Annotated in this window: 18 protein-coding genes and 1 pseudogene; 9 read left to right on the top strand and 10 right to left on the bottom strand. The window is 52.7% G+C overall.

Annotation, left to right across the window (positions count from 1 at the left end; all coding sequences use genetic code 11):
• Positions 1-48 precede the first annotated feature (48 nt).
• Both KGP17_RS14930 and aegA read right to left on the bottom strand, forming a co-directional pair.
• Positions 49-576, bottom strand: a complete 528-nt coding sequence (locus KGP17_RS14930) for a 4Fe-4S dicluster domain-containing protein (protein ID WP_223497817.1) — start codon at positions 574-576, stop codon at positions 49-51.
• A gap of 21 nt (positions 577-597) precedes the next feature.
• A complete protein-coding gene (gene aegA / locus KGP17_RS14935; RefSeq protein ID WP_223497818.1) occupies positions 598-2,607 on the bottom strand; it encodes a formate-dependent uric acid utilization protein AegA in 2,010 nt (669 codons plus the stop codon).
• Positions 2,608-2,962: 355 nt separating this feature from the next.
• Between aegA and KGP17_RS14940 the strand changes: the two genes are divergently transcribed.
• The 5 genes from KGP17_RS14940 (at position 2,963) to KGP17_RS14960 (ending at position 10,546) form a co-directional block, all read left to right on the top strand.
• Positions 2,963-4,987 carry a type VI secretion system Vgr family protein gene (locus KGP17_RS14940; RefSeq protein ID WP_223497819.1) on the top strand — a complete coding sequence of 675 codons (2,025 nt, stop codon included), beginning with the start codon at positions 2,963-2,965 and terminating at the stop codon, positions 4,985-4,987.
• A gap of 30 nt (positions 4,988-5,017) precedes the next feature.
• Positions 5,018-6,283 (top strand): DUF4123 domain-containing protein, encoded by a 1,266-nt coding sequence (locus tag KGP17_RS14945; protein ID WP_223497820.1) that lies wholly within the window; start codon positions 5,018-5,020, stop codon positions 6,281-6,283.
• Positions 6,283-6,969: an alpha/beta hydrolase gene (locus KGP17_RS14950; protein WP_223497821.1), complete on the top strand. Its 687-nt coding sequence runs from the start codon at positions 6,283-6,285 to the stop codon at positions 6,967-6,969. The genes KGP17_RS14945 and KGP17_RS14950 overlap by 1 nt, the downstream gene beginning before the upstream one ends.
• Positions 6,956-7,408 carry a hypothetical protein gene (locus KGP17_RS14955; RefSeq protein WP_223497822.1) on the top strand — a complete coding sequence of 151 codons (453 nt, stop codon included), beginning with the start codon at positions 6,956-6,958 and terminating at the stop codon, positions 7,406-7,408. Before KGP17_RS14950 ends, KGP17_RS14955 begins: the two co-directional genes overlap by 14 nt.
• A 225-nt stretch (positions 7,409-7,633) precedes the next feature.
• Positions 7,634-10,546: an HD domain-containing phosphohydrolase gene (locus KGP17_RS14960; RefSeq protein ID WP_223497823.1), complete on the top strand. Its 2,913-nt coding sequence runs from the start codon at positions 7,634-7,636 to the stop codon at positions 10,544-10,546.
• A 57-nt stretch (positions 10,547-10,603) separates the two neighbouring features.
• Here the strand turns inward: KGP17_RS14960 and KGP17_RS14965 are convergent, their stop codons facing one another.
• From KGP17_RS14965 to KGP17_RS14975, 3 genes and pseudogenes are all read right to left on the bottom strand, one after another.
• Positions 10,604-11,125 carry a hypothetical protein gene (locus KGP17_RS14965; protein WP_021806737.1) on the bottom strand — a complete coding sequence of 174 codons (522 nt, stop codon included), beginning with the start codon at positions 11,123-11,125 and terminating at the stop codon, positions 10,604-10,606.
• Between the two features lie 93 nt (positions 11,126-11,218).
• Complete coding sequence (locus tag KGP17_RS14970; RefSeq protein WP_021806738.1) at positions 11,219-12,046, bottom strand: carbon-nitrogen hydrolase family protein; 828 nt, start codon at positions 12,044-12,046, stop codon at positions 11,219-11,221.
• A gap of 108 nt (positions 12,047-12,154) precedes the next feature.
• Positions 12,155-13,495 (bottom strand): annotated as a pseudogene (locus KGP17_RS14975) (nucleobase:cation symporter-2 family protein); the annotation flags it as partial.
• Between the two features lie 656 nt (positions 13,496-14,151).
• Here KGP17_RS14975 and KGP17_RS14980 point away from each other — a divergent pair.
• Positions 14,152-14,571 carry an NlpC/P60 family protein gene (locus KGP17_RS14980; protein WP_021806740.1) on the top strand — a complete coding sequence of 140 codons (420 nt, stop codon included), beginning with the start codon at positions 14,152-14,154 and terminating at the stop codon, positions 14,569-14,571.
• 53 nt (positions 14,572-14,624) lie between these two features.
• Here the strand turns inward: KGP17_RS14980 and KGP17_RS14985 are convergent, their stop codons facing one another.
• From KGP17_RS14985 to KGP17_RS15000, 4 genes are all read right to left on the bottom strand, one after another.
• Positions 14,625-15,650 carry an ABC transporter permease gene (locus KGP17_RS14985; RefSeq protein WP_071683305.1) on the bottom strand — a complete coding sequence of 342 codons (1,026 nt, stop codon included), beginning with the start codon at positions 15,648-15,650 and terminating at the stop codon, positions 14,625-14,627.
• 17 nt (positions 15,651-15,667) lie between these two features.
• Positions 15,668-17,152, bottom strand: coding sequence for a sugar ABC transporter ATP-binding protein (locus tag KGP17_RS14990; RefSeq protein WP_021806742.1), 1,485 nt, complete (start codon positions 17,150-17,152; stop codon positions 15,668-15,670).
• Positions 17,153-17,229: 77 nt separating this feature from the next.
• A complete protein-coding gene (locus KGP17_RS14995) occupies positions 17,230-18,159 on the bottom strand; it encodes a sugar ABC transporter substrate-binding protein (RefSeq protein ID WP_021181075.1) in 930 nt (309 codons plus the stop codon).
• 551 nt (positions 18,160-18,710) lie between these two features.
• Positions 18,711-19,259 carry a helix-turn-helix domain-containing protein gene (locus KGP17_RS15000; protein WP_021181074.1) on the bottom strand — a complete coding sequence of 183 codons (549 nt, stop codon included), beginning with the start codon at positions 19,257-19,259 and terminating at the stop codon, positions 18,711-18,713.
• Positions 19,260-19,372: 113 nt separating this feature from the next.
• Between KGP17_RS15000 and KGP17_RS15005 the strand changes: the two genes are divergently transcribed.
• From KGP17_RS15005 to KGP17_RS15015, 3 genes are all read left to right on the top strand, one after another.
• Positions 19,373-20,041, top strand: coding sequence for an AzlC family ABC transporter permease (locus tag KGP17_RS15005; RefSeq protein WP_021806743.1), 669 nt, complete (start codon positions 19,373-19,375; stop codon positions 20,039-20,041).
• Positions 20,041-20,361 carry an AzlD domain-containing protein gene (locus KGP17_RS15010; protein WP_021806744.1) on the top strand — a complete coding sequence of 107 codons (321 nt, stop codon included), beginning with the start codon at positions 20,041-20,043 and terminating at the stop codon, positions 20,359-20,361. Before KGP17_RS15005 ends, KGP17_RS15010 begins: the two co-directional genes overlap by 1 nt.
• Positions 20,362-20,425: 64 nt before the next feature.
• Positions 20,426-21,409, top strand: a complete 984-nt coding sequence (locus tag KGP17_RS15015) for a hypothetical protein (protein WP_223497824.1) — start codon at positions 20,426-20,428, stop codon at positions 21,407-21,409.
• Between the two features lie 106 nt (positions 21,410-21,515).
• Here KGP17_RS15015 and KGP17_RS15020 read toward each other — a convergent pair whose 3' ends face one another.
• The gene (locus tag KGP17_RS15020; RefSeq protein ID WP_059201044.1) at positions 21,516-22,058 is read right to left on the bottom strand and encodes a fimbrial protein; all 543 of its coding nucleotides are present in this window, start codon (positions 22,056-22,058) and stop codon (positions 21,516-21,518) included.
• Positions 22,059-22,201 lie beyond the last annotated feature (143 nt).

Here is a 22,201-nt window from a genome sequence, read left to right on the forward strand (position 1 = left end):
TCCACGCGGTTATCACGCAGAATGGGTTGTAGTGAGGTAAGGAATAATTTACCGCAGGTTCGGCGAAGAGCCACGCGCCGCGCGCCGTTGCTTTTCCAACTGCATGGCTTGCAGGTCTGCTGGCCGGATCAGGGTTAACGCCGCCGTTGGGCACACCTCGACACAGGCTGGCCCCGCTTCGCGCCCCTGACACAGATCGCATTTATTCGCCTGAGCCCGTTGATGCGCGACACCATTGCTGCCATAACCCTGATTGACCACCACCTCCATCGCGCCATAAGGGCAAGCTACCATGCAGCTCTTGCAGCCAATACAACGCGACTGGAGCACCTGTACGCTGCCATCCTGGTTATAGATGGCCTCGTTCGGGCAGGCGTTCAAGCAAGGGGCATTCTCACACTGGCGGCACAGCATCGGTACGCTGACGCTAAGGGTTTTCATCACCCGTAAGCGAGGATTGAAGTTTTCCGCCGTCATCGGCAACGGATTATCCCCCAGATGCGCCATCACGCACGCTATCTCGCAGGTGCGGCAGCCAATGCACTGTTTCATATCGGCAATGACAAACTGATTCATACCGTCTCTCCTTGAGCCGCGTTAGAGCACATTGAGGTAATAACCGATGCTTTCCGCCGCCTTGCGCCCTTCGGCAATGGCGGTCACGATCAGATCGGCACCGCGCACGATGTCACCACCGGCGAAAATCTTGCGGTTACTGGTTTGGTACGGATAACCCGCCACCGTTGGCGCCACCACGCGCCCTTGCCTATCCAGCATGACGTTATGTTCTGCCAACCAGCCCATACGATGCGGGCTAAAGCCAAAGGCCATGATCACCGCATCCGCCGGTACGATATGTTCCGAACCCTCAACAGGGACCGCCTGCCGCCTACCCTGGCTGTCCGGAGCCCCCATTTCAGTTCGCCGCATCTGAATGCCGCTGACCTTACCTTCTTCATCGATCACGATGCTTAGCGGTTGCAGGTTGAACATGAATTCTGCGCCCTCTTCCCGCGCATTTTTCACTTCCTTTTTCGAACCCGGCATGCTCTTTTCATCACGCCGATAGGCACAAATCACCTGCTCAGCACCGTGACGTAATGAGGTACGGACGCAGTCCATAGCGGTATCACCGCCCCCCAGTACGATCACCCGCTTGCCCGCCATATTGACGTAAGGGCTTTGCGGGTTTTCGGCATAGCCCATCAGTTGTTGGGTATTGGCGATCAAGAATGGCAAGGCGTCATACACTCCCGGCGCACCTTCATTTTCCAGGCCGGAACGCATCGATTTATAGGTCCCCACGCCAAGGAACAGCGCGTCGTAATCATTGAGCAGGGTTTCCATCGAGACGTCTTTGCCAATCTCGGTATTCAAACGGAACTCCACGCCCATATCGCTGAAGATCTCACGCCTTCTGGCCATCACGTCCTTATTCAGCTTGAACGCCGGAATGCCGAAGGTCAGCAGCCCGCCAATTTCCGGGTAGCGATCGAACACCACCGGTTTGATGCCATTGCGCACCAGGATATCGGCACAGCCCAGCCCCGCCGGACCCGCGCCGATAATGGCAACGCGCTTGCCGCTGTCTTTCACCGCCGACATATCAGGCCGCCAGCCCATCTCAAAGGCCGTTTCGGTGATGTAGCGCTCAATGTTGCCGATGGTGACGGCTCCCCCGTGCTCATTGAGCGTACAGGATTGCTCGCACAGTCGGTCCTGTGGGCATACCCGGCCGCACACTTCCGGCAGACTGCTGGTTTGATGCGATAGCTCCGCCGCCTCCCAGATGCGCCCCTGGCTGGCCAGCTTGATCCACTGCGGGATCTGGTTATGCAGCGGACAGGTCCAGGAGCAGATACTCTGCTTGCCGCAGCTCAGGCAGCGTTCGGCCTGTTGCTGGATCTGTTGCTCATTAAAGGGTTGGTAGATTTCGGCAAAGCTGGTTTTGCGCAACTCGAGCGGGATTTTGCTGGCTTCCAGGCGAGGTGCCCGAGGCTGTTGCAGCAGATTAAGGATCGGAGTTGATTTTTTCTGGGCTTTCGCTTCCGGGCTCTGATTAGCCGCACTGCCAAACAGTTGGCTATGGTGATCGCGCGCCGCAGCACGTAGCCGCTTTTCTCGCTGCTGGTCCAGCAACGTTTGGTTGTTCACCAGGCTGAGTGCATGGGTTGGGCAGGCACGTACACAAGCAGGCTCATGGTTCAGCTCGCTACACAGGTCGCATTTCTGTGCCTCAACCTTCTGATAGCTGTCTGCCAGGCGATGATTGGCGGGCTGCACCGTTTCGGTCACCACCGTCATCATGCCAAACGGACAAGCGACCGCACAGGCTTTGCAGCCGATGCATTTCTCCTGGCTGACCTGGATGCTGGTATCACTTTGTTCAATGGCCCCGGTAGGACAAACATTGGCACAGGGCGCATCTTCGCAATGGTGGCAGAACACGGCCGTATTGCCATGGGTGCCCTGAATAACCTTGACTCTTGGGGTGAAATATTCGCGCTTGCTTGGGTATGCCCCGTGATGGTGTGCGGTCACGCAGGCAACCTCACAACTCCGGCAGCCAATGCAGGCTTCTGATTCCGCAACGATAAATTGATTCATAGGTATCCTTTCCGAACAGGCTGACTGAAAAAACACGCTTTCGTTGACGTTATCTCCTTATCTTGGCTGGCGTAGGCAGGTGTCAGCAAGGTTATAACCATGTAAATATAGTGGTTATATTTGATCGGTTTCCATGACATTTCGCATGAAAATGGCGTAATACGCCAATCCGCTCTAAACCAGGCAGGACAACAATTAGCGTAATCACACATTGTCGTATTGGATCACATTTATAAAACGCCACTGGTTGTTATTTCGCCACCAATACATTAATGTTATTTATATATCTATGGATTTTTTGTTGTAATTGAGCGGAATATATTCATGTAATAAATGGGGGAAACGCATGCCAGGGATGAGCAAACAAGCCAGCGGGCTGAGGTTTACGTTAAGCGTTGGCAACCTGCCAGCAGACGCTTTTGTGGTGGTGGAATTTACTCTGCATGAACAATTCTCCAGCCCGTTTGCGCTAGAGCTTGAGGTGGCTAGCGCCAAGCCCAGCGTGGAGTTCCGTTCAATCATGGATAATACCGCCACGCTGACGATTTGGCGTGAAACCGAGGTACAGCGAGTCGTTAATGGCATTGTCACCTCCCTCGAACAAGGGGATGCCGGACTTCATCAAACGCGTTATCGATTTAGCATTCGCCCCTCGCTCTGGCGCGCCGGGTTGGGACACCGTTCACGTATTTTCCAGCAACAAAACTTTCTGGAAATCCTGGAAACTCTGTTAAAAGAAAACAAGATCGGCGACTATGCCCACGCGTTGCGCTATCCCCATGCCGTACGTGAGTTTTGCGTCCAATATAATGAAAGCGATCTCGATTTTATTAACCGCCTGGCCGCAGAAGAAGGGATTTACTATTTCTTTGAGCACCAAAATGGCAAACATACGTTGGTGTTTTCCGATGATTGCGCCGCACTGCATGACGGGCCAACGCTCCCCTATCATCCCGACCAGTCATCTACCTCGTTGGATGAACCCTGCGTCACCACCTTTAAGCGCCGGGAAAGTTTACGCCTCGCCGAAGTGCTGTTGAAAGATTACACCTTTAAAGATCCCTTATGGTTGGCAGAGTTTGGCGATGACGCCCGCGATACTGAGCATCAGCCCGGCAAGTACTTTCATTACGATTTCCCAGGGCGTTTCAAAAGCACCGAGGTGGGTAAATCTTTTGCCCGCTGGCGCATCCAGGCGCTGCGTAACGATGCTCATCAGGGCGAAGGGGCAAGCAACTGCCCGGCGCTGCAACCCGGCGTGCGCTTTACCTTGGAAAACCATCCTCTGGAGGCGCTCAATACGCGTTGGCAAATCACCCAGGCTAACCATTCAGGGCAGCAACCCCAAGCGCTTGAAAGTAACACAGGCGGGACGGGAACTATCGTAACCAGCCAGTTTGCGTTTATTCCCTACGATCAGACCTGGCGCCCCGCTTTACACCCCAAGCCACGGATTGATGGTGCACAAATCGCCATTGTCACGGGGCCAGCCACTGAAGAAATCTTTTGTGATGAGTTCGGTCGAGTGAAAGTCCGTTTTCTCTGGGATCGCTCGGGCAGAACCGACGACAGCAGTTCCTGCTGGATCCGGGTATCACAACCCTGGGCGGGGCCACGTTGGGGCATGTCGGCCGTGCCACGCGTTGGCCATGAGGTGATCGTCGAGTTTCTGAATGGCGATCCCGATCAGCCCGTCATTATCGGCCGCACCTATCACGCCAGCAACCTGCCCCCAGGCAAGCTGCCGGGCACCAAAACCCAGATGTCGATCCGTTCGCAAACCCATAAAGGCGAAGGGTTTAACGAACTGCGTTTTGAAGATGAAAAAGGCCAGGAAGAGCTCTATCTGCATGCGCAAAAGAACATGACAACCGAAGTGCTGCATGACAGTTGCGCACGTATCGATCACGATGAGAACCAGCGGATAGGCAACGATCGCAGACAACAGGTTGTCCACAATGATTTTCTGCAGGTTAATGGCGAAAAGCGTGACCGGATAGAAAGCGATTATTCCCTGACCGTGAATAGCAATTTCCACATTAACGCCAGCAACGCCTTATTGACGGAGGTTGGGCAGGAAATTCACCTGAAGTCCGGCACTAAAATAGTGATTGAAACCGGCACGGAAATCACCTTAAAGGCCGGTTCCAGCTTTATAAAAATCGATCCCAGCGGCGTTACGATCGGCCCCACGCTCAATGTGGGCACCGGCAGCCCAGGCTCAGGCCGAGGATGGGGCGGCAGAATGCCCGATGTTATCCCCATCCCAGCCAGCGTCCCTGCCTTTGCGCTAAATCCTGCACAGGTCAGTGCGTTTAAACAACCGCGAGCATTTTGCGAAGAGTGTGAACGATGTAAACAACAGGGTTGCGCGATTTAATCGGGACAGCTTGCCGGAGGAAACGAAGATATGGAGAGTCAACTACAGCAATGGCTGGCCAATTGTGCATCAGGACAACGGCTGTATGTGGTGTTGTCCACCGTTAGCGATGCGCAGCCATTGAAACACTACTATCAACTGGATGGCTCCCGCGTTGCAGAAGGGATTTATCACTATACGGCCTACAAAGATTGGCACCAAGTGATGCCCTATTTGGTGGAGCTGTCGGTTAATAGCCCGTTTTTAGCGTGGGTGAGTGAAGCATCCTCAACGGACTGGGGATGGCTGGCAGTCAGTGAACAGCCGCGTCAGCGCATTCTCGACCATTTACGGGACCTGACGCAGATTAATTTGCCAGATGGGAAGACGGTATTTTTCCGCTATTGGGACGCCCAGTTTCTACCGTTAATCCTGGCGGCCTCCACCGAGTCCCAGCAAAATCAGCTGATGGGGGTATTCAGCTCGCTTTGGGTCCGGCAACAGATGATTGAATTACCCGCCCAGGCAGCCCCAATTCTGACAGGGAAAGTGACGCTGGAAGAAGCGCAACTCGCCAAGTTAAAGCAGCAAAACCAGAGCGAGCAGGTTAGCCAGCTACAGCGCTACTTTACCGATAAATATCCGAAGCGCACCCGCCTGTTGGGCGATGAACAGGTCCAGCGGTTCATTACGCTTATCGCGGAAAAATGCAAAACTCACCGGCTGGAGCGTTTTAACGATCGTTGCCAATTTCTTGATTTAGCCTGCAGTTTAGGCAGCCATTTTGATACCGATCTCCAGCTTGAGCACATCGTCGCGCCCTATTTGACAACCGCAGCAGAGGAACCTGGGCAGTTGGCCGTGTTAAATCAGCAGTTGGGGCTGGTTTTTGTACGAAGCATGGGCGAGCGGTTAGAGCTCTACCTGGCAGCGCTGGAAAGGCTAAAAATCCTGCAACTTAACCAGTTACCCTATATGTATGAAGAACAGCACGTGGTGGATTATGTGCGATCACTTTACCCTGAGCGTGCGCAATACGTTCCCATACATCAGATGTTTGGCCTATTAGCTCAAGATCAACATTGGTTTCAGGAGCATGGGGTCACCACGTTCCACGGGCAGGCGGTTATCCTGGCATTACAGTTCTTCCTCGGCCATAAAGTCTTTGATGACCCGCTCTACCCTTGGGTTAAGGTGCATTTTGCTGATAACCCCATTAATCAGGAAGATCTACGGCTCGCTGAGTTGGTGGCCTACACTCAGCGACGCATCAGAAAGGAACTATTGATGTTACGTAAGCATTTGGAGGCAAGATAATGTGCGCATCAGATGGAATTATTTTTCCGGGTTTTGAATATAAGCACAAAAATAACAACCCGGGCGACTATATTATCTTGCCCAGCGTAAAAGAGCAGCAAGGTAAGATTACCGCCAATTGTTTAAAGACACTAGTGGTGTTTATTGGTGGCGCGATGGACGCAAGTTTTCAACCCTTGTTAAAGTTTGTTTTTGCTCCTTATGAGAAAAAAAATGGCAGAGATACCACGGATAACGGTGGTAAGGTTATCACCCTGCGCAAACAGGATGTGGCCTACTCCGAACATGGCGGTGGGAAAGTCGCGCCGCTAATGAAAGAATGGCATGCTGCCGGGCAGAAAATCGTGCTGGTAGGTCATAGCTGGGGTGGAGACCGGGCGGTTTTATTGGCGCAGGAAAACCCCGATATTCCGATTGAACTATTGGTAACGCTTGATCCGGTATCCAGGAAGGGAAAAAGCCCCAAACCCGCCAATGTCAAACGCTGGGATAATATCTACATTGATTATTCGATTGCGGATGGGAGCTCCGCGAATCTAATCGCTCGCACGGGTGGCCCTTGGGAGAGCTGTCCAGGTGCTGATTATAATCAGGCACTAAATGTGTTACCTCGCATGTCCTATACAGGACATGCTAACGCCGAAGAAATGTTTAAGCTGGAGTCAAATAAAGTTGAAAAAATATAACCACATGCTTTTTTTATTACTTTTCACCTCTGGGTGCAAAAGTAACTACATCTCTTATTTATATATTGACAATCTAACCGAAATATCAACGGCTTATTGTGAGAGTAACAGATTATCTGGATGCGATAAATACCGCTTATGCATGAGTGAGCAATATGACACTGTTAAATCTAGAGCACCTTTAGACCTCGCCATGGGCAAGTCTATTATTGTTAGAGAAGTCTTAAATATCGGATCAGAAGATGTTTTCACTCACTTAATCCCAGAAAGCTACAGTCTTTTAGACCCCCAAAAGCCCGATCTTAATGATTTAGGCCTAAGCGTTGGCGTAAGCTATTTTATTTATGCTCATAACGCCTGCGCCAGCATCACCGGGGATAAAACTTATAACATCGATAGCTACATGCCACTGTTGAGGGAGAAGCTTGGTGTTAAGTAACAGCCTCAAGGGTTTCAGGAACAACGCCCGCGCGACAAAAGTGTTATCTTTGTCGCCGTTGATTCATAAAGCTTTATTTTTTAATAACGTATTGGTTTATTTAGCTACGAAACAAAAAATTTCACCTTAAATTCAACTCAATAGCCTTACTACGCCACCAATCAGATCCCCCCTGCTTCGTCTATAATTTAAAAAAGCTAAAAATTGGCATCCAAGGTGGACACTATGGCAGGAAAGATCACAGGTTTAAGAAGCCGCTATCCGCTACATATCCAGATTGCCGCGCTGTTTACCTTGCTGATTGTCTCCATCGGCAGCGTAATCGTGCTTTTTAGCCACAGCCAACTCAGCAAACTGACCGAGGCCAGCACCAACCGGCAGTATCAAAAAACCGGCGAAGCCATTGCTGCGGAGCTGGACTCCGTGACCCGCAGCATGAAAATGTCGGCGAAGATGTTGGCACGTATGCCAATAACAGAAGCCACCACCCTCGAGCAACGCATGGCATTTATCGGCCCGCTGATCGAGATACTCAAGCAAAATGATTATGCCAATGCGGTATACAGCGCTTACCCCAACGGCGATTTCTTTATACTACGCCGCCTCACCCCAGCCAACCGAGCTTTATTTAATGCGCCGGAAGATGCCGAATGGCTGGCGCAAAGCTACCGCTTTTTAGAGACCTCGCCCCAGGCTCAGAATATCTTTTTGGACGGTAAACAGCAGGTTATGGCGGTAAAAACCGTGCCGTATAATAATTATGATCCCCGGGAGCGTACCTGGTATCAGTTGGCAGTAAAAACTCAGCAACTGATTACCTCCCCGCTCTATACCTTCAAAGGCACCGGTGAGACCGGCTTCACCTACAGCATCCAGGCTCCAGATGGCCATGCCGTGATCGGTTTGGACGTTTCACTGGCTTCACTTTCGCTGTTTCTTCAACAAAGCCTACCGCCGGATAGCCAGGCGGCGATCATTAACTCTGCCAATGAAGCTATCGCCAGCCTGCCTGCACAAAACACCAAAAGCCAGGATGGACTGAACAGCATTGCGCACATCCCAGTACTGCAAGCGTTGCTAGATCTCCATCACGGCGCAAGCGGCCTATTTACGGCACAAGGGCAGAGCTGGTTTGGAGCCGTTGTGGAGCTTAAGGGGCAAAGCCAAGGCTACCAGTTGGTGATTGCCACGCCCTCGGCCTATCTGACCGCTGATGCCAACGCCATCCGCAACCGCTCGACCCTGATCGCCTTTGCGTTGCTGCTGCTCGGCCTGCCGCTGGTCTGGTATTTCTCCCTACGTATTTCACGGCCGCTGATCCGCCTGCGCCAGGATGCCGACGCCATCAGCAATCTGCATTTTGATGAGCGGGCGGAGGAACGCTCGGTGATTGAAGAAGTGGACGACCTGCACAAAGCCATGTCCAAAATGAAGCTGACGCTCAAGCAGTTTATCTCGATGGGCAGCCTGTTATCCACCAAGGATAATTTCCCGCAGCAGATGCAGGGCTTGCTCAATGAAACCAGCAAAATCGCGAACATGAGCGGCGGCATTATTTTCCTGTCAGACAAAACGCCCGGCTGCTTTTCACCCATAGCCTGCAACTGGGCTGGAAAAGAGGTGGCCTGTTCGGAGGTGGCATCGTTGCAGTTTGATCCACAGCAATCCAGCGCGTTTTGGCAGATTCTGGAGGGTAAAACCGTTGCCGGAGTTTTTACCAGCGAGAATATCCCCAGCCAACTGCACACCATCTTTGGTTCCCATTTGCCGCTGCACTATGTGGCTGTCCCGATGCAAACGCATGATCGGGAACTGATGGGGTTCTTACTGCTGCTTAATCCTGCCGAAGCTGGTCCGGAACATGGGCAAGCCAAAGTCCAGCTGATTAATGCTCTGGTGGGCAGCTTATCGGTAGCAATAGAGACGCAATATCTGCTGCAAGAGCAAAAGCATCTGATGGGAGCCTTTATTCAGTTAATCGCCGGAGCGATCGACGCCAAGAGCGCCTATACCGGCGGCCATTGCCAGCGCGTACCGGTCATTACCAAGATGCTGGCCAAGGCAGCGGTTGAGGCTAAACAAGGGCCGTTCGCCGATTTTACCCTTTCTGCCAATGAGTGGGAGGAACTGCATACCGCCTGCTGGCTGCACGACTGCGGGAAAATCACTACGCCGGAGGCCATAGTGGATAAGGCCACCAAGCTGGAGATGATTTACGACCGTATTCACGAGGTGCGGATGCGCTTTGAGGTGCTGAAGCGGGATAAAGAGGTTAGCTTCCTGCGCAAACACGCTACGATCGCCGCTACCGAGCAGGAAGAACAATGGCTACGCGATGAGCTGCAGCAGTTGGATGAAGATTTCTATTTTATTGCACAGTGTAATATCGGTGGCGAATTCCTGTCTGACAGCGCGCTCGCACGCATTCAACAAATCGCACAATATCAATGGACCCGCACTCTGGATGATACCGCAGGCGTGGCACGGGAAGAATTGGCGCGCAAAAACCGCCGCCCTGCCGTCCCCTTACCTACTCAGGAACCACTACTGGCGGATAAAGAAGAACATATCATCTACCGCGACGAGAAAAGCCATCTGCCCGAAAGCTATCACTTCAAACTCAAGGAGCCGACCTTACTCTATAACCACGGGGAGATTTACAATCTGGGTATCCGCAGAGGCACCCTGAGTGAGGAGGAGCGCTATAAAATCAACGAGCACATAATGCAGACTATCATCATGTTGGAAAAACTGCCGTTCCCACGCACCATGGCCAACGTGGCGGTAATTGCCGGTGGCCATCATGAACGCATGGATGGCAAAGGCTATCCTTACCAGTTAACCCACCAACAGATGAGCATTCCGGTGCGTATGATGGCGATCGCCGACGTGTTTGAAGCTCTGACGGCTGCCGATCGGCCTTATAAACCGGGCAAGCTGTTATCTGAGGCACTCAATATCTTGGTCAGCATGGCGAATGAAAATCATCTGGACCGCGAATTGATGATCCTGTTCCTGGAGTCTGGTATTTGGTATGACTACGCGCAGAGCTATTTGCAAGCCGATAAAATAGACACCGTCGATATCCCCGCACTGTTACGCAAACTTGAAATACCCGATTGCCAACCGACGAACTGATACCCAGCAGCTTCACGACATAGGGGCGCAGCGGCGCCCCCGCCGTCTAACATCTCGCTATTTTTTCTGCCGTTGCGCCTCAAACCACACGCCGCATTGGGAGAAGAGCAACGTATTACGATCTTTCACCAACACGTTATCACCGGGAACGCCTTCAGTCCCCTGATCGGTGATCCCCGGTACGGTGACATCCTGATGCTGAATGATGACACGCTGCACCGAAGGCGTACTGATACCCAAAATTGGGAAATCGACGTACCAATTATCGCCCGAGTTATCTTCCACAAACTCTTGCGCCTCTACCGTGGTGGTGATCGCCCCCTGATTGATCAGTTGCTGTTCATGCCAGGTAAAGCCGTCTGCTTTATAGTTGATACTATTACCGACCAACTGCTGTGCCTGCTTTTCATCCCAGCAGCCCACGGTTTGGGTGGGAATGATCTTGGTCACGCTCCAGTTGCCGATTAACGCCGATGGGATCGGGGCTGGGGCGTTTTGTGCTGCCCAGGCTGTGGGCAACGACAGCACCAGCAGCGCAGCCAATGGCAAGATTCTTTTACTCAGGGCAAGGTATCGCATGGTACGGCTCCTTAGAGTGCTGCAAGTCTATCAATTACAGTGACCAATCTGTCTATGACTTTACCTAAGCCATTGGCCTTTCAGCAAGCGGTGTTAACGTGGAATTAGCGGCCACCAACGTTGTTCATCATCCCGCTGCTGCCACTGCGTCTCCCCGCTGAGTGCCAAACGCCGGTCTTGCAGATAACGATATTCGCGGCGAGCCGCTTCCAGCAGGCTGAAATCCAGCTCTGCCTGCACTATTCCCGGCTCGCGCCCCAGTCTGGCCACCTCACGCCCCAAGGGATCAACAACCAGGCTTTCGCCAGCAAACTGCATCCCACATCCATGCCCGGCGCGGTTGGCCATCGCCACAAACATCTGATTATCCTGAGCGCGAGCCAGCAAAGCGTTACGATGCACGTGACCATAGGGATCCATATTGCCATCGGTAACCAGCAACAGATCGCACCCCATCAGAGCCAACGCTCGTGATGCCTCTGGGAATTCGATGTCGTAGCAGATCAGTAAACCAATACGCCGCCCCCGCCACAGCCCGCAGACCAGGCGATCGCCCGCTTGCGCTTCGGCGCGTTCATTGGTCCATAAATGGCTTTTGCGATAATGCAGATAGATGCCCTGCTCCGGTGTGATCAGCACCGAGCTGTTGAACAGTTGCGTGCCATCCTGCTCAAGAAAACCCACGGCGACGGCAATCCCCGTACGCTGGCTTGCCGCCACCACTTGCGCGAGTTCCGGGCCTTGCAGTTGCAGCGCGTAGTCCGTATTGCCATCAGGATGGGTAAAGCCGGTAAGCTGCGTTTCTGGCAACACCAACAGGTCGGTTTGGCCGCTGCAACGTTCAATCTGCGCCAGCACGGCGGCCAGGTTATGGGCAATGTCCCCTTCACGGCAGGTAAATTGGGCCAAGGTTATCCGCATTGATTACTCCTTTTAAGTCGAACAATGTTTTTACCTGTTATAACCACTGGCTGGCAAGTCACTGTTAACGGAGACAATCAATAAACGGCAGCGTTATTCCTCCGGATGATAGCCATTGAAGTAGAGATTCAGCAGCACCGCCGCCACCGAAGAAAGCAAAATGCCGCTGTGCAGCAAAGGTTGCAGGCTCGCTGGCATCTGGGTAAAGAAATCAGCCGCTACGATCGGGATCATGCCAAGCCCCAGGCTGATGGCGACAATATAGGCATTATAACGATTGGTATTGAAGTTGACCCTGGTCAGGATCTTGATGCCGGTAGACAGCACCATACCAAACATCACGATACCTGCGCCCCCCAAGACAAACTGCGGGATCGAGGCCACCAGAATAGACATTTTGGGGATCAGGCCAAACAGTACCAGAATCAAACCTGCCATCACGCATACCCAGCGGCTGGACACCTGAGTAACGCTGACCAAGCCAATATTCTGGGAGAATGAAGTATGCGGGAACGTATTGAAAATACCGCCGATAACGGTTCCCAGGCCGTCAACACGCAACCCGCGTACCACATCCTGCTTGGTGGTTGGGCGGCCGACAATTTCCCCCAGCGCCATAAACATGCCCATCGATTCAATAAATACGATCAGCATGACGATCGTCAGGGTGATAATCGAAGCCGGATCAAAGGTGGGCCAACCGAAGGCAAAGGGGCGCACGATGGCAAACCAGGCGGCATCATCCAGGCCAGCAAAGCTGACTTCTCCCATCAGCAGCGCCACCACAAAACCGAAGCCAATCCCCAACAGCACGGAAATATTTGAGATAAAGCCTTTGCTAAACCGGGTGATTAGCAAAATAAAAATCAGCACCAGCAACGAGACGCCAATATAGGCCGGGTTACCGTAGTTGGCATTGCCCTTGCCCCCGGCGGCCCAATCTATCCCGACCCGCACGATGCTCAGGCCGATAGAGGTGATCACAATCCCCGTCACCAGGGTTGGGAACAGCGGCATCAAACGGCCAACCAACGGCACCAGCAACGTGGTGATAATTCCAGCCGCAATGGTGGCACCAAAGATACCGGTCAGGCCGATTTCGGGGTTGGCACCGATGGCCAACATCGGCGTGACGGCTGCGAAGGTGACGGACATGATGACGGGCAACCGAATACCCGCAAAGCGCCCCATCCCGATGCATTGCAATAGCGTCACCACGCCACAGCAAAACAGATCGGAGCTGATCAGATAAGCAATCTGCAGCTTATCCAACCCCAGGCTGCCGCCGATCATCAATGGGACGGCAACCGCCCCCGCATACATCACCAGGACATGCTGAAGCCCCAGGGTAAAAAGATGGGCAATGGGTAATATCTCTTCAACTTTATCAATCGGTTTTTCAGTCGTCTGCGCCTTTTCGCCGGGCAAAATAGTATTCAAGTTGGTCATGGAACCTCACTCCTGTACGGCCTTGATCAGGTTGTCATTCCTGATGGCTACGATTCGAGGGCACAGCCTGATAACCCCCCTGATAATGGATGTACGGCACGAGTTTGGGGCATGCATTTTGTGTGCAGAGTGGGCTGTTCTCAGGTGGTATTGTGCAGGGGAGTGTTTTAAATGCGAAAACCATCACAGATGAGGCTTAATTTATTTCGATTTAATTAACATTATATTAGATAAAAAATAACATTCCCCCTCGGCGAAAATGGCGCAATTGATAAAATTACCAATATGATTCGTCTCAATTTGAGATCCCACCTCTGTACCCATCCGATAAACCGATAGCAGCGACATGTTGCAATTTTGGTTGGCAAAATCTGCCACCGGTTGCTAATTCCTTGATTGCCCGTCATTCCCGGGTTTCCACAGCCAACCAGAGGTGCGCTATCAAAGTAACAAGCCGATAACCCACATAGAAATGGTCAATAATTAGCCTGTTTTTGGTTTATTTATGAGCAATGGCTGTGTATATTACCACCACTCAGAAGGAATGAGTCAGGCGATCCGGCCACTCCATTACAGGGATAGACGTTCAGTTGCTCTTTCAGAAATCTTTTATGCTTAAATTTTTTGCTGTATTTCTCACTTGCTCAGCGTTTTGCATGAGCTTTTCCGCTTCAGCCAGTTCCGGCCACAATAATACTCAGGAGCTAAAAAAAATCCTGTCGCATTATGACCGATGGGAAGGAGTACGTTACAAATTCGGGGGTAACTCGCGCAAAGGCATCGACTGTTCAGCCTATATGCAGCGCGTATTTCAAGATGAATTTGCCGTCAGCTTGCCACGCAGCACCGGTGAACAAATGAAACTGGGCTCGCGCGTAGCCAAAAGCGAGTTAAACACAGGCGATCTGGTGTTTTTTAAAACCTCATCCCGTCAGCGCCACGTCGGCGTTTATATCGGGGAGGGTGAGTTTGTTCACGCCTCTACCAGTATGGGCGTCACCGTTTCCAGCCTGGATAACCAATACTGGAGCGCGCGTTACGAACTGGCCCGGCGTATCAATGGCAGCGATGCATAAACCTGCCCACCTGGCCAAACCGCCGGTCACCACACCGGCGGCCAAGGCGAGGATCACAGCTTCTTGCGGTTACGGCGCATATCGATAGCCACAGCGGCCACGATGATCATGCCTTTGATAATGTCCTGAATGTAGGAATCCACACCGATAAAGGTAAAGCCACTTTTGATCAGGCCGAGGATCACCGCGCCGATCAGCGTGCCGGTAATGCGCCCCACTCCGCCCATCAGGCTACTGCCACCGATGACCGCGGCGGCAATGGCGTCCAACTCATAAGACACCCCCATACTCGACTGCCCGCTACTGACTCGTGCCGCCAGCACCACGCCCGCTAATCCTGCCAACCCACCCGCAATGGTGTAGACCGTCACCAGGTATTTATTGACGTTGATCCCAGAGACCCTGGCCGAGGTCATATTGCCGCCGATGGCATACACGTATTTGCCATAACGGGTGTGCTTCAGGGCGATATGGAAAATCACCGCCACCACCAGGAAGATAATCACCGGCATGGCACCCTGGCCAATCGAGGTAAAACCGTCCGACAGGAAACTGACCGGGTTACCTTTGGTATAATACTGTGCCAAACCACGGGCAGAAACCATCATCCCCAAGGTGGCGATAAACGGTGGAATGCCAGTGCGGGTGATCAAGAACCCGTTGATAAACCCGCAAATAATACCTACTCCAATCCCGGCCCCGATGGGGATCGCGGCGGGCAGGTCCAGCAGGCCCGGATACATTGGCGAAATGCTTTCGGAGGTTTGCGCCAGGCTGGCCGCCACCACCGCCGTCAGGGCAATCAACGAGCCAGATGAGAGATCGATACCGGTGGTAATAATGACCTGAGTTACACCAACAGCAATGATGCCGATAATCGCCACCTGCAAAACGATCAACAGCAGGCGGTTCGGGTTAAGCAGGAATGACTGATCGCGCACGTACCAGCCCAGCATTTCAAAAATCAGCGCGATACCGATCATGACGATAAAGATGCCGGTATCTTTCGGCAGCTTGCCGCTGAAATCGGCAAACGGCGAGACTTTGACTGGCTGAGTTTCCACTTTGACGTTATTCATTGTGTTTTACCTTTGCGTTATTCCGAGGCCAACGCCATGATTTTTTCCTGGTCTGCTTCATCTTTATCCAGGATCCCCGTAATGCGTCCGGCGTGCATCACCATGACGCGATCGCTCATGCCGAGTATTTCCGGCAGTTCAGACGAAACCAAAATAATGGCGACGCCGCGGTGCGCCAATTCGCTGATCAGGCGATAAATTTCTGCCTTGGCCCCCACGTCGATACCGCGCGTGGGTTCATCCAGGATCAGGACCTTCGGCTGCGCCAATAGCCAGCGGGCAATCAAGACCTTCTGCTGATTGCCGCCGCTGAGGTTATTGATAATCTGGTCCATCGTCGGGGTTTTAATATTGAGTTTGCTGATTTGCTCCATGCAGTCTTTGGCCATTTGCGTCTGGCTGACAAACCCGTTTTTGCTGGTATAGGCGGAAAGGTTGACGATACTCATGTTCTCCACCACCGACAGCACCAGAAACAGACCAGACTTTTTACGGTCTTCGGTCAGGAATGCCAGCCCTTGCTCGATGGCTTTGGAGGGGGAACCTATTTTTACCGGCAAGCCTTCAATATAAATCTCGCCCCCCTCAGCCGGATGCATGCCAAACAGGCTCTCCATCACTTCGCTGCGCCCAGCTCCCACCAGCCCAGCAACCCCGAGAATTTCCCCACGCTTAACCGCAAAGGAGATATCGTGGAACCAACCGCTGCGCCGCAACCCGGCCACACGCAACACCTCTTCACCGATATTGTTATTGAACTTGGGGAACATCTGGGTCAGCTCGCGGCCCACCATCATGGTGATCAGCGACTGTTTGGTCAGGTTTTCGGTTTTATCACTGGCGATCGAGGTGCCATCACGGAAAATGCTGACTTCGTCGGTGATGGCAAAGATCTCATCCATTTTGTGGCTGATATAGATAATGCCTTTGCCCTGCTGCTTCAGTTCACGAATGATCGCAAACAGATGCACCACTTCCCCTTCCGTTAATGCCGAGGTCGGCTCATCCATGATCAATACGTCGGCGTTATAAGACACCGCCTTGGCAATCTCGACCATCTGTTGGTTGGCGATGCTCAGCGTGCCCAGTTGGGTTTCCGGGTCTAATTTAATCTTGAGATGCGCCAACAGTTCGCGGGTTTTACGGTTTAATTCCTCGTGGTTTACAAAACCCAGCTTGGCGGGCTCACGCCCCAGCCAGATATTTTCTGCCACCGTCATATGCGGCACCAGGTTCAGTTCCTGGTGGATCATGGAGATGCCCGAATGTAAGGCCGCCTGCGTATCGTTAAACGTCACCGGCTGCCCTTTGACCTTGATGGTGCCGGCATCGGGCCGATAAATACCGATTAAGCACTTCATCAACGTGGATTTACCGGCACCGTTTTCCCCCATTAACGCATGCACGCTGCCCGGTTTGATCTTGAGCGACACGTTATCCAACGCCTTAACGCCCGGGAACTGCTTGCTGATGCCTTCCGCCTCCAGCACATAAGGATACATACTGATAACCTCCGCCGTTATCCTGCCGATCGCTGTGAACGATGCCCCGTACCGTTGGGCAAGGGGCCGGTTGGTCATTACTTTTTATTCTTGTCGGCAAAGTCCTGGTAATTGGCTTTGGTGATCAGTTGGTAAGGGATCATGACGCTGCTTTCAACCTTCTCACCCTTAACCAGTTGAATGGCGGTTTGCACGGCGCCCTCCCCCTGACCTTTAGCATCCTGGAAGATGCTGAGGCTCAAATCTCCCTTCTTGATAAACTCCAGGGCATCTGGCGTACCGTCCACTCCCGCTACCAGCACACCGGTTTTCTTCGCCTGCTTCAGCGCCAGAATGGCACCGATCGCCATTTCATCGTTGTTGGAAGCGATGGCATCAATCTGCTGGCCGGAGAGGATCCAGTCGGTCGTCACATCAACCGCCTCTTTGCGGAAAAACTTGGCGGTTTGCTTATCGATGATATGAATATTCGGATATTGGGCCACCACTTCCTCAACGCCGCGAGTCCGATCACGGGTGGCTTCACTGGAAAGCTCGCCGAGCAGGATCATCACATTGCCCTTGCCGTTCATCAGCTTGGCCAGCTCTTCCATCTGCAGCTTGCCAGCCAGTTTGGAATCTGAACCTACGTAGGCCATACCGGCTGGCAACGTAGCTTCTGGCCGACGGTTGACGAACACCAGTGGAATATGGGCGTTCTCCGCCAGCTTGATCATTGGCTTGACGCCCTGGGTATCCACCGGGTTAAGGATGATGGCGTCGACCCCTTGGCTGACAAAGTTCTCTATCTGCTGGATCTGCTGCGCGATATCGCCTTTGGCATCTTCAAACTGGCCGCTGACGTTACCTTCCTGCTTCATTTTGTTTTGCATGGATTGGCGCAGGATGGTCAGGAAGTTGTCATCAAAGTAGGCCATCGACACGCCGATCTTGATATCTTTGGCTAACACCGAGGCTGGCAGCATGCACATCAGTAGCGAGGTGACGATCAATTTCTTCAGCTTCATGTTCTGTACCCTTTAATTGTTAGAATGAAGAGGCCTGTTGATTTGACGACTAATGAAAAATATTTTTTACATTCAAACAACAACCCGCTCGTTATTATCGTCTTAAAACCCTGTTCCGCGCGGTATCTCATCAGTTAATACTGGTTATGAGATGCTTGGGGATAATTAAAAATAATCATTAAAACAATGCATTGAAATGGACTCCTGATGTGACTGTTAAACATCCCACACAGATATCAAACGTTTATTTCAAAAATTAGACTAGTGAAATTTTTTAACCCAAACAAGCGAAACGTGTGTTTTGGAATGAGCAAATAACAAAAACATGACAGGGATCTAACAAATGGACGTAAAGTGACCGCTGGTCCCCCTCACCCCAGCCCTCTCCCATTGTAAAATCGGGGGATCCCATAAACAGCTGTTTAAGGGAGAGGGAGCGGGTACGGTGTTGTAGGTAAGAACGGAAGTCAGTCTGGAGGTATAAGGCAGAACGCCGTAGTCAACATTCGGTTTCCTCTCCCTTCTGGGAGAGAGTTAGAGTGATGGGGATGTTAGTTTTGTTCTGAGACCAGCACGGCCAGCGTATCCGGCTCCAGGGCGCGGAAGATGTGCGGCCGATCGGCTGGGTAGCAAATATAATCCCCGGCATTCAGCTCGGCAGGCTCTTCCACCAGCCCGACCAAGGCGCGCCCCTGGGTAATGACGATGTGTTCCACCGAGCCTAACGGGTGCGGATGAGAAAGACGGTCGGCTCCCGGCTGGGTCGTCAGCAGATAGATATCTCGCCGTGCGCCAGGCGGACAGGTTGCCAACAGCACCGCCGTATAGTTAGCCACTTCCGACACCACAGCCGCCCCTTCCCCACGCCGGATCACCTGCGTTTTACTCTGCTGCGGCTCCATCAAACGCGCAAAGGGGATATCCAGCGCAACGCAGAGTGCCCACAGCGTTTCGAGGCTCGGATTACCATTCCCCGCTTCCAGTTGAGACAGCGTTGATTTGGCAATTCCTGCCCGGCGGGCAATTTCTGCCAACGAGAGGCCTGTACGCTGGCGTTCGCGCACCAGAGCTTCCGCAATGATATTGATGGGTTGTTTCATAGGCCGCGTAACTCACTTTATAACGAACGATCGTTCGACTTGTAAATCGAGATTGAAGTGTTCATTATAATAGAACAACCGTTCGTTTTGAGAAAGACAGTGAGAAAAATAGTATGGCAAAAAACTTTTTCCCTTCGCTCGATAAGGGCGTGATCAAAGGGATCGCGCTGGTCTGCCTGGCGGACGGCATCGTGGGGATCTCCTATGGTTCGCTGGCGACCGGCCTGGGTTTCGAGCTCTGGGTCCCGCTGATGCTGTCGTTGCTGGTGTTGGCGGGTGCCTCTGAATTTCTGTTTATCGGCATCGTCGCCAGCGGTGGTAGCCCCTTCGCTGCGGCGGCAGCCGGGCTGCTGGTAAATGCACGCCACCTGCCGTTCGGTATGGCAGTGAAAGAGGTGATCGAGCGCAGCCGCTTTAAGTTATTGGGTTGCCATATCATGAATGATGAAAGCGTGGTGTTCGGCATTTCCCAACCGACGTTGGCCAAAAAACGGGCGGCCTACTGGCTCTGTGGGCTGGGGATTGCCGCCTGCTGGCCGTTGGGCGTGTTGATTGGCGGTACCATCGGCAGCTTTATTCCCGATATCAATGCCATCGGGCTGGACGCCGTGTTCCCCACCATTTTGCTGGCCTTGATTGTCGGTTCGCTGAAAAAACTGCGCACCTGTATTTCCGCCTGCTCCGGCACCCTGATTGCCCTGGCTAGCGTGCCCTTGGTACCGATTGGCATGCCAGTGCTGTTTTCACTGTTGGGTTTACTGATCAGAAAGCGAGAAAAATAATGGATAACCAAACACTCATCATCGGCATTCTGCTTCTGGCCAGCGGCACCTTTGCGTTTCGCTTTGCCGGTTTCCTGCTGGGCCGCAGCCTGAGCTTTTCTGATCGGGTTCAGGCCTTGCTCGCCGACTCTGCCACCACGTTGCTGCTCGCCGTAGCGGTGATCGCGACTCTGTTCGAAGGGCAACACTTTGCTGGTTATGCCCGTTTAGGCGGTGTGGCCGTGGGAGCATTATTAGCCTGGCGGAAAACGCCGTTAATCGTGGTGTTGCTGGCTGCGGCGGCAGTGACGGCACTGTTGCGGGTAGCCGGTGTGGCATAACTCACTGCTGGCCGGGTATGATAGCGGCCGGCAGGTATGCTGCCTCACCGTAGATAGGATAGAAATGGAGAAGCTCGCCACATTAGCCGTAGTTGGAATAGTGCTGCTTGCGCCCTGGACAGCGCTACAGGCCGTGACGCCAGTGGGCCCAGGTTTTACCCCTGACCGGCCTGCTTCGCTGTTTGACTGTCAGGCTCCGTTGATCAAGCTGTTAGCCAGCAGCAATCAGGCGCTGATCCGGGCGGAGAAAGTGCCAGCGAACAAGCTGGAAATCAATATTGAACCACGGGCCAACGGCATACAGGCCATTCAACTGTTCGACCGCCGCAAGTCAACCTCACCCGATTCGCCAGGGGCCGGACATCTTGGTTGGGTCATGTACGATCCGCAAACCGGCCAGCTACTGGATAACAGCGCCGACGAACAGCATCCGCTGCAACTCACCTTTAATCCACAGTACGGCAAACAATATCAGCAATGCCTACAGAAGGAGCAGCGCTGCGCGGCCATTTTGGACCAGATGAAATTAGGCCCAATCATTGCCGATTCCCCTAAATATGTGGTGCGTGGTAAAGGACGGGCTTATTTTCACGTTGCCCCCACCGAGCAGTGCGTCAATGAGTCTCAATTTGTGATCCCGGATGACAAAGTGCAAGTGGTGGGTTATGCCGCGCTTGAACCCGTCGAAGGCGAGAACAATGGCTATCTGTTAGTCGGTTATGGCAATGCCTCCGGCTGGATCAACGTTGACCGTCTGGCCCCGCTCGACGAGGTTTGCCACGATGCGCAGGCCAGCGCCGAATCCGCAATAAGCAAAACGGCCTCGCCTACGGCGAGGTTTCTGGTGAAGAACAAGAAACTCTATTTTTACGACTCGCCGGATAAGCTCTGCCAGGATGAGGGTGGGAAATTTGTCGTCAATGGCGATAGCGTGACCGCCATGCACGGGCAGGCTTATAAGGGATTTTTGTTTGTGAGTTATCTTCACCCCAAAACCGGCGATAAAACCACGGGCTGGGTGAAAGCTGATGGTTTGGCTGGGCAATAAATGCAGATCCGATATTGCCTTATCCGCTGATTTTCCAGACGGGCGCAGCATGTTTTCAGCAGACTAAAACCCACCGAGCGGTGGGTTAGAGATCGCTATTGATCAATCAGGCAGCCAGCTCAAATAAATAGAGCGTGTAGTCAACCTTGCTCGCCACATTACCCGGCGTTGCGCGGCCGGTACTGCAGAAGTTTGCGGCAAAGGAGGCATAAACCTCACCATCCATCACCGGGACAAACGCCGAACTGACCAGTTGAGAGTGACTCCCTGCCTGGACAATATCGCCTTGCTGGTTACGCAGTTGGATCTGCACGTTACCCGCTTCCGCCATATTAATCAGGCCGCCGGTGGCAGCATCAACCGTGGCACCCCCCTCAAAAAACACCAAGGCGTGAGTATATTGCTCCGGGATACCTGCAACGCGGATGTTAAATTGGTGTGGCATGGCCCTGTCGCCAGGATTTGCCAGCTGCACTTCGCTTACTGCACCAAGCTGCACGTAACCATTTTGCGTTTCGCTGCCGTTAACGCTGACGGTGAGGCCTGCATTGCGTGGCCGCTGTACAATAATGCCACCCTCTTCAATCCCCATGGTTTGGGCAACGATTTGTCCAGCAAAGTTGATGGTTCCATTGACGGTATTATTCATGGTAAATATCCTTATTCTAATAAGAGAGCAGAGTGGTTATGATGTCCCACCTGATTTAATTCGCAGTGTTTGTTCTGCTTAATTAAAGATTACCCACTTAATGATAAGGATTCCTTCTGTTACCGTTGTGCTGTCAATGGCAG

The organism is Serratia sp. JSRIV001, from assembly GCF_019968745.1.
In the GTDB taxonomy this organism is placed as follows: Bacteria; Pseudomonadota; Gammaproteobacteria; order Enterobacterales; family Enterobacteriaceae; genus Chania; species Chania fonticola_B.

Coding starts and splice junctions, on each gene's coding strand:
- KGP17_RS14930 (WP_223497817.1), bottom strand. CDS start 576: ATGAATCAGTTTGTCATTGCCGATATGAAACAGTGCATTGGCTGCCGC.
- aegA (WP_223497818.1), bottom strand. CDS start 2,607: ATGAATCAATTTATCGTTGCGGAATCAGAAGCCTGCATTGGCTGCCGG.
- KGP17_RS14940 (WP_223497819.1), top strand. CDS start 2,963: ATGAGCAAACAAGCCAGCGGGCTGAGGTTTACGTTAAGCGTTGGCAAC.
- KGP17_RS14945 (WP_223497820.1), top strand. CDS start 5,018: ATGGAGAGTCAACTACAGCAATGGCTGGCCAATTGTGCATCAGGACAA.
- KGP17_RS14950 (WP_223497821.1), top strand. CDS start 6,283: ATGTGCGCATCAGATGGAATTATTTTTCCGGGTTTTGAATATAAGCAC.
- KGP17_RS14960 (WP_223497823.1), top strand. CDS start 7,634: ATGGCAGGAAAGATCACAGGTTTAAGAAGCCGCTATCCGCTACATATC.
- KGP17_RS14965 (WP_021806737.1), bottom strand. CDS start 11,125: ATGCGATACCTTGCCCTGAGTAAAAGAATCTTGCCATTGGCTGCGCTG.
- KGP17_RS14970 (WP_021806738.1), bottom strand. CDS start 12,046: ATGCGGATAACCTTGGCCCAATTTACCTGCCGTGAAGGGGACATTGCC.
- KGP17_RS14980 (WP_021806740.1), top strand. CDS start 14,152: ATGAGCTTTTCCGCTTCAGCCAGTTCCGGCCACAATAATACTCAGGAG.
- KGP17_RS14985 (WP_071683305.1), bottom strand. CDS start 15,650: ATGAATAACGTCAAAGTGGAAACTCAGCCAGTCAAAGTCTCGCCGTTT.
- KGP17_RS14990 (WP_021806742.1), bottom strand. CDS start 17,152: ATGTATCCTTATGTGCTGGAGGCGGAAGGCATCAGCAAGCAGTTCCCG.
- KGP17_RS14995 (WP_021181075.1), bottom strand. CDS start 18,159: ATGAAGCTGAAGAAATTGATCGTCACCTCGCTACTGATGTGCATGCTG.
- KGP17_RS15000 (WP_021181074.1), bottom strand. CDS start 19,259: ATGAAACAACCCATCAATATCATTGCGGAAGCTCTGGTGCGCGAACGC.
- KGP17_RS15005 (WP_021806743.1), top strand. CDS start 19,373: ATGGCAAAAAACTTTTTCCCTTCGCTCGATAAGGGCGTGATCAAAGGG.
- KGP17_RS15010 (WP_021806744.1), top strand. CDS start 20,041: ATGGATAACCAAACACTCATCATCGGCATTCTGCTTCTGGCCAGCGGC.
- KGP17_RS15015 (WP_223497824.1), top strand. CDS start 20,426: ATGGAGAAGCTCGCCACATTAGCCGTAGTTGGAATAGTGCTGCTTGCG.
- KGP17_RS15020 (WP_059201044.1), bottom strand. CDS start 22,058: ATGAATAATACCGTCAATGGAACCATCAACTTTGCTGGACAAATCGTT.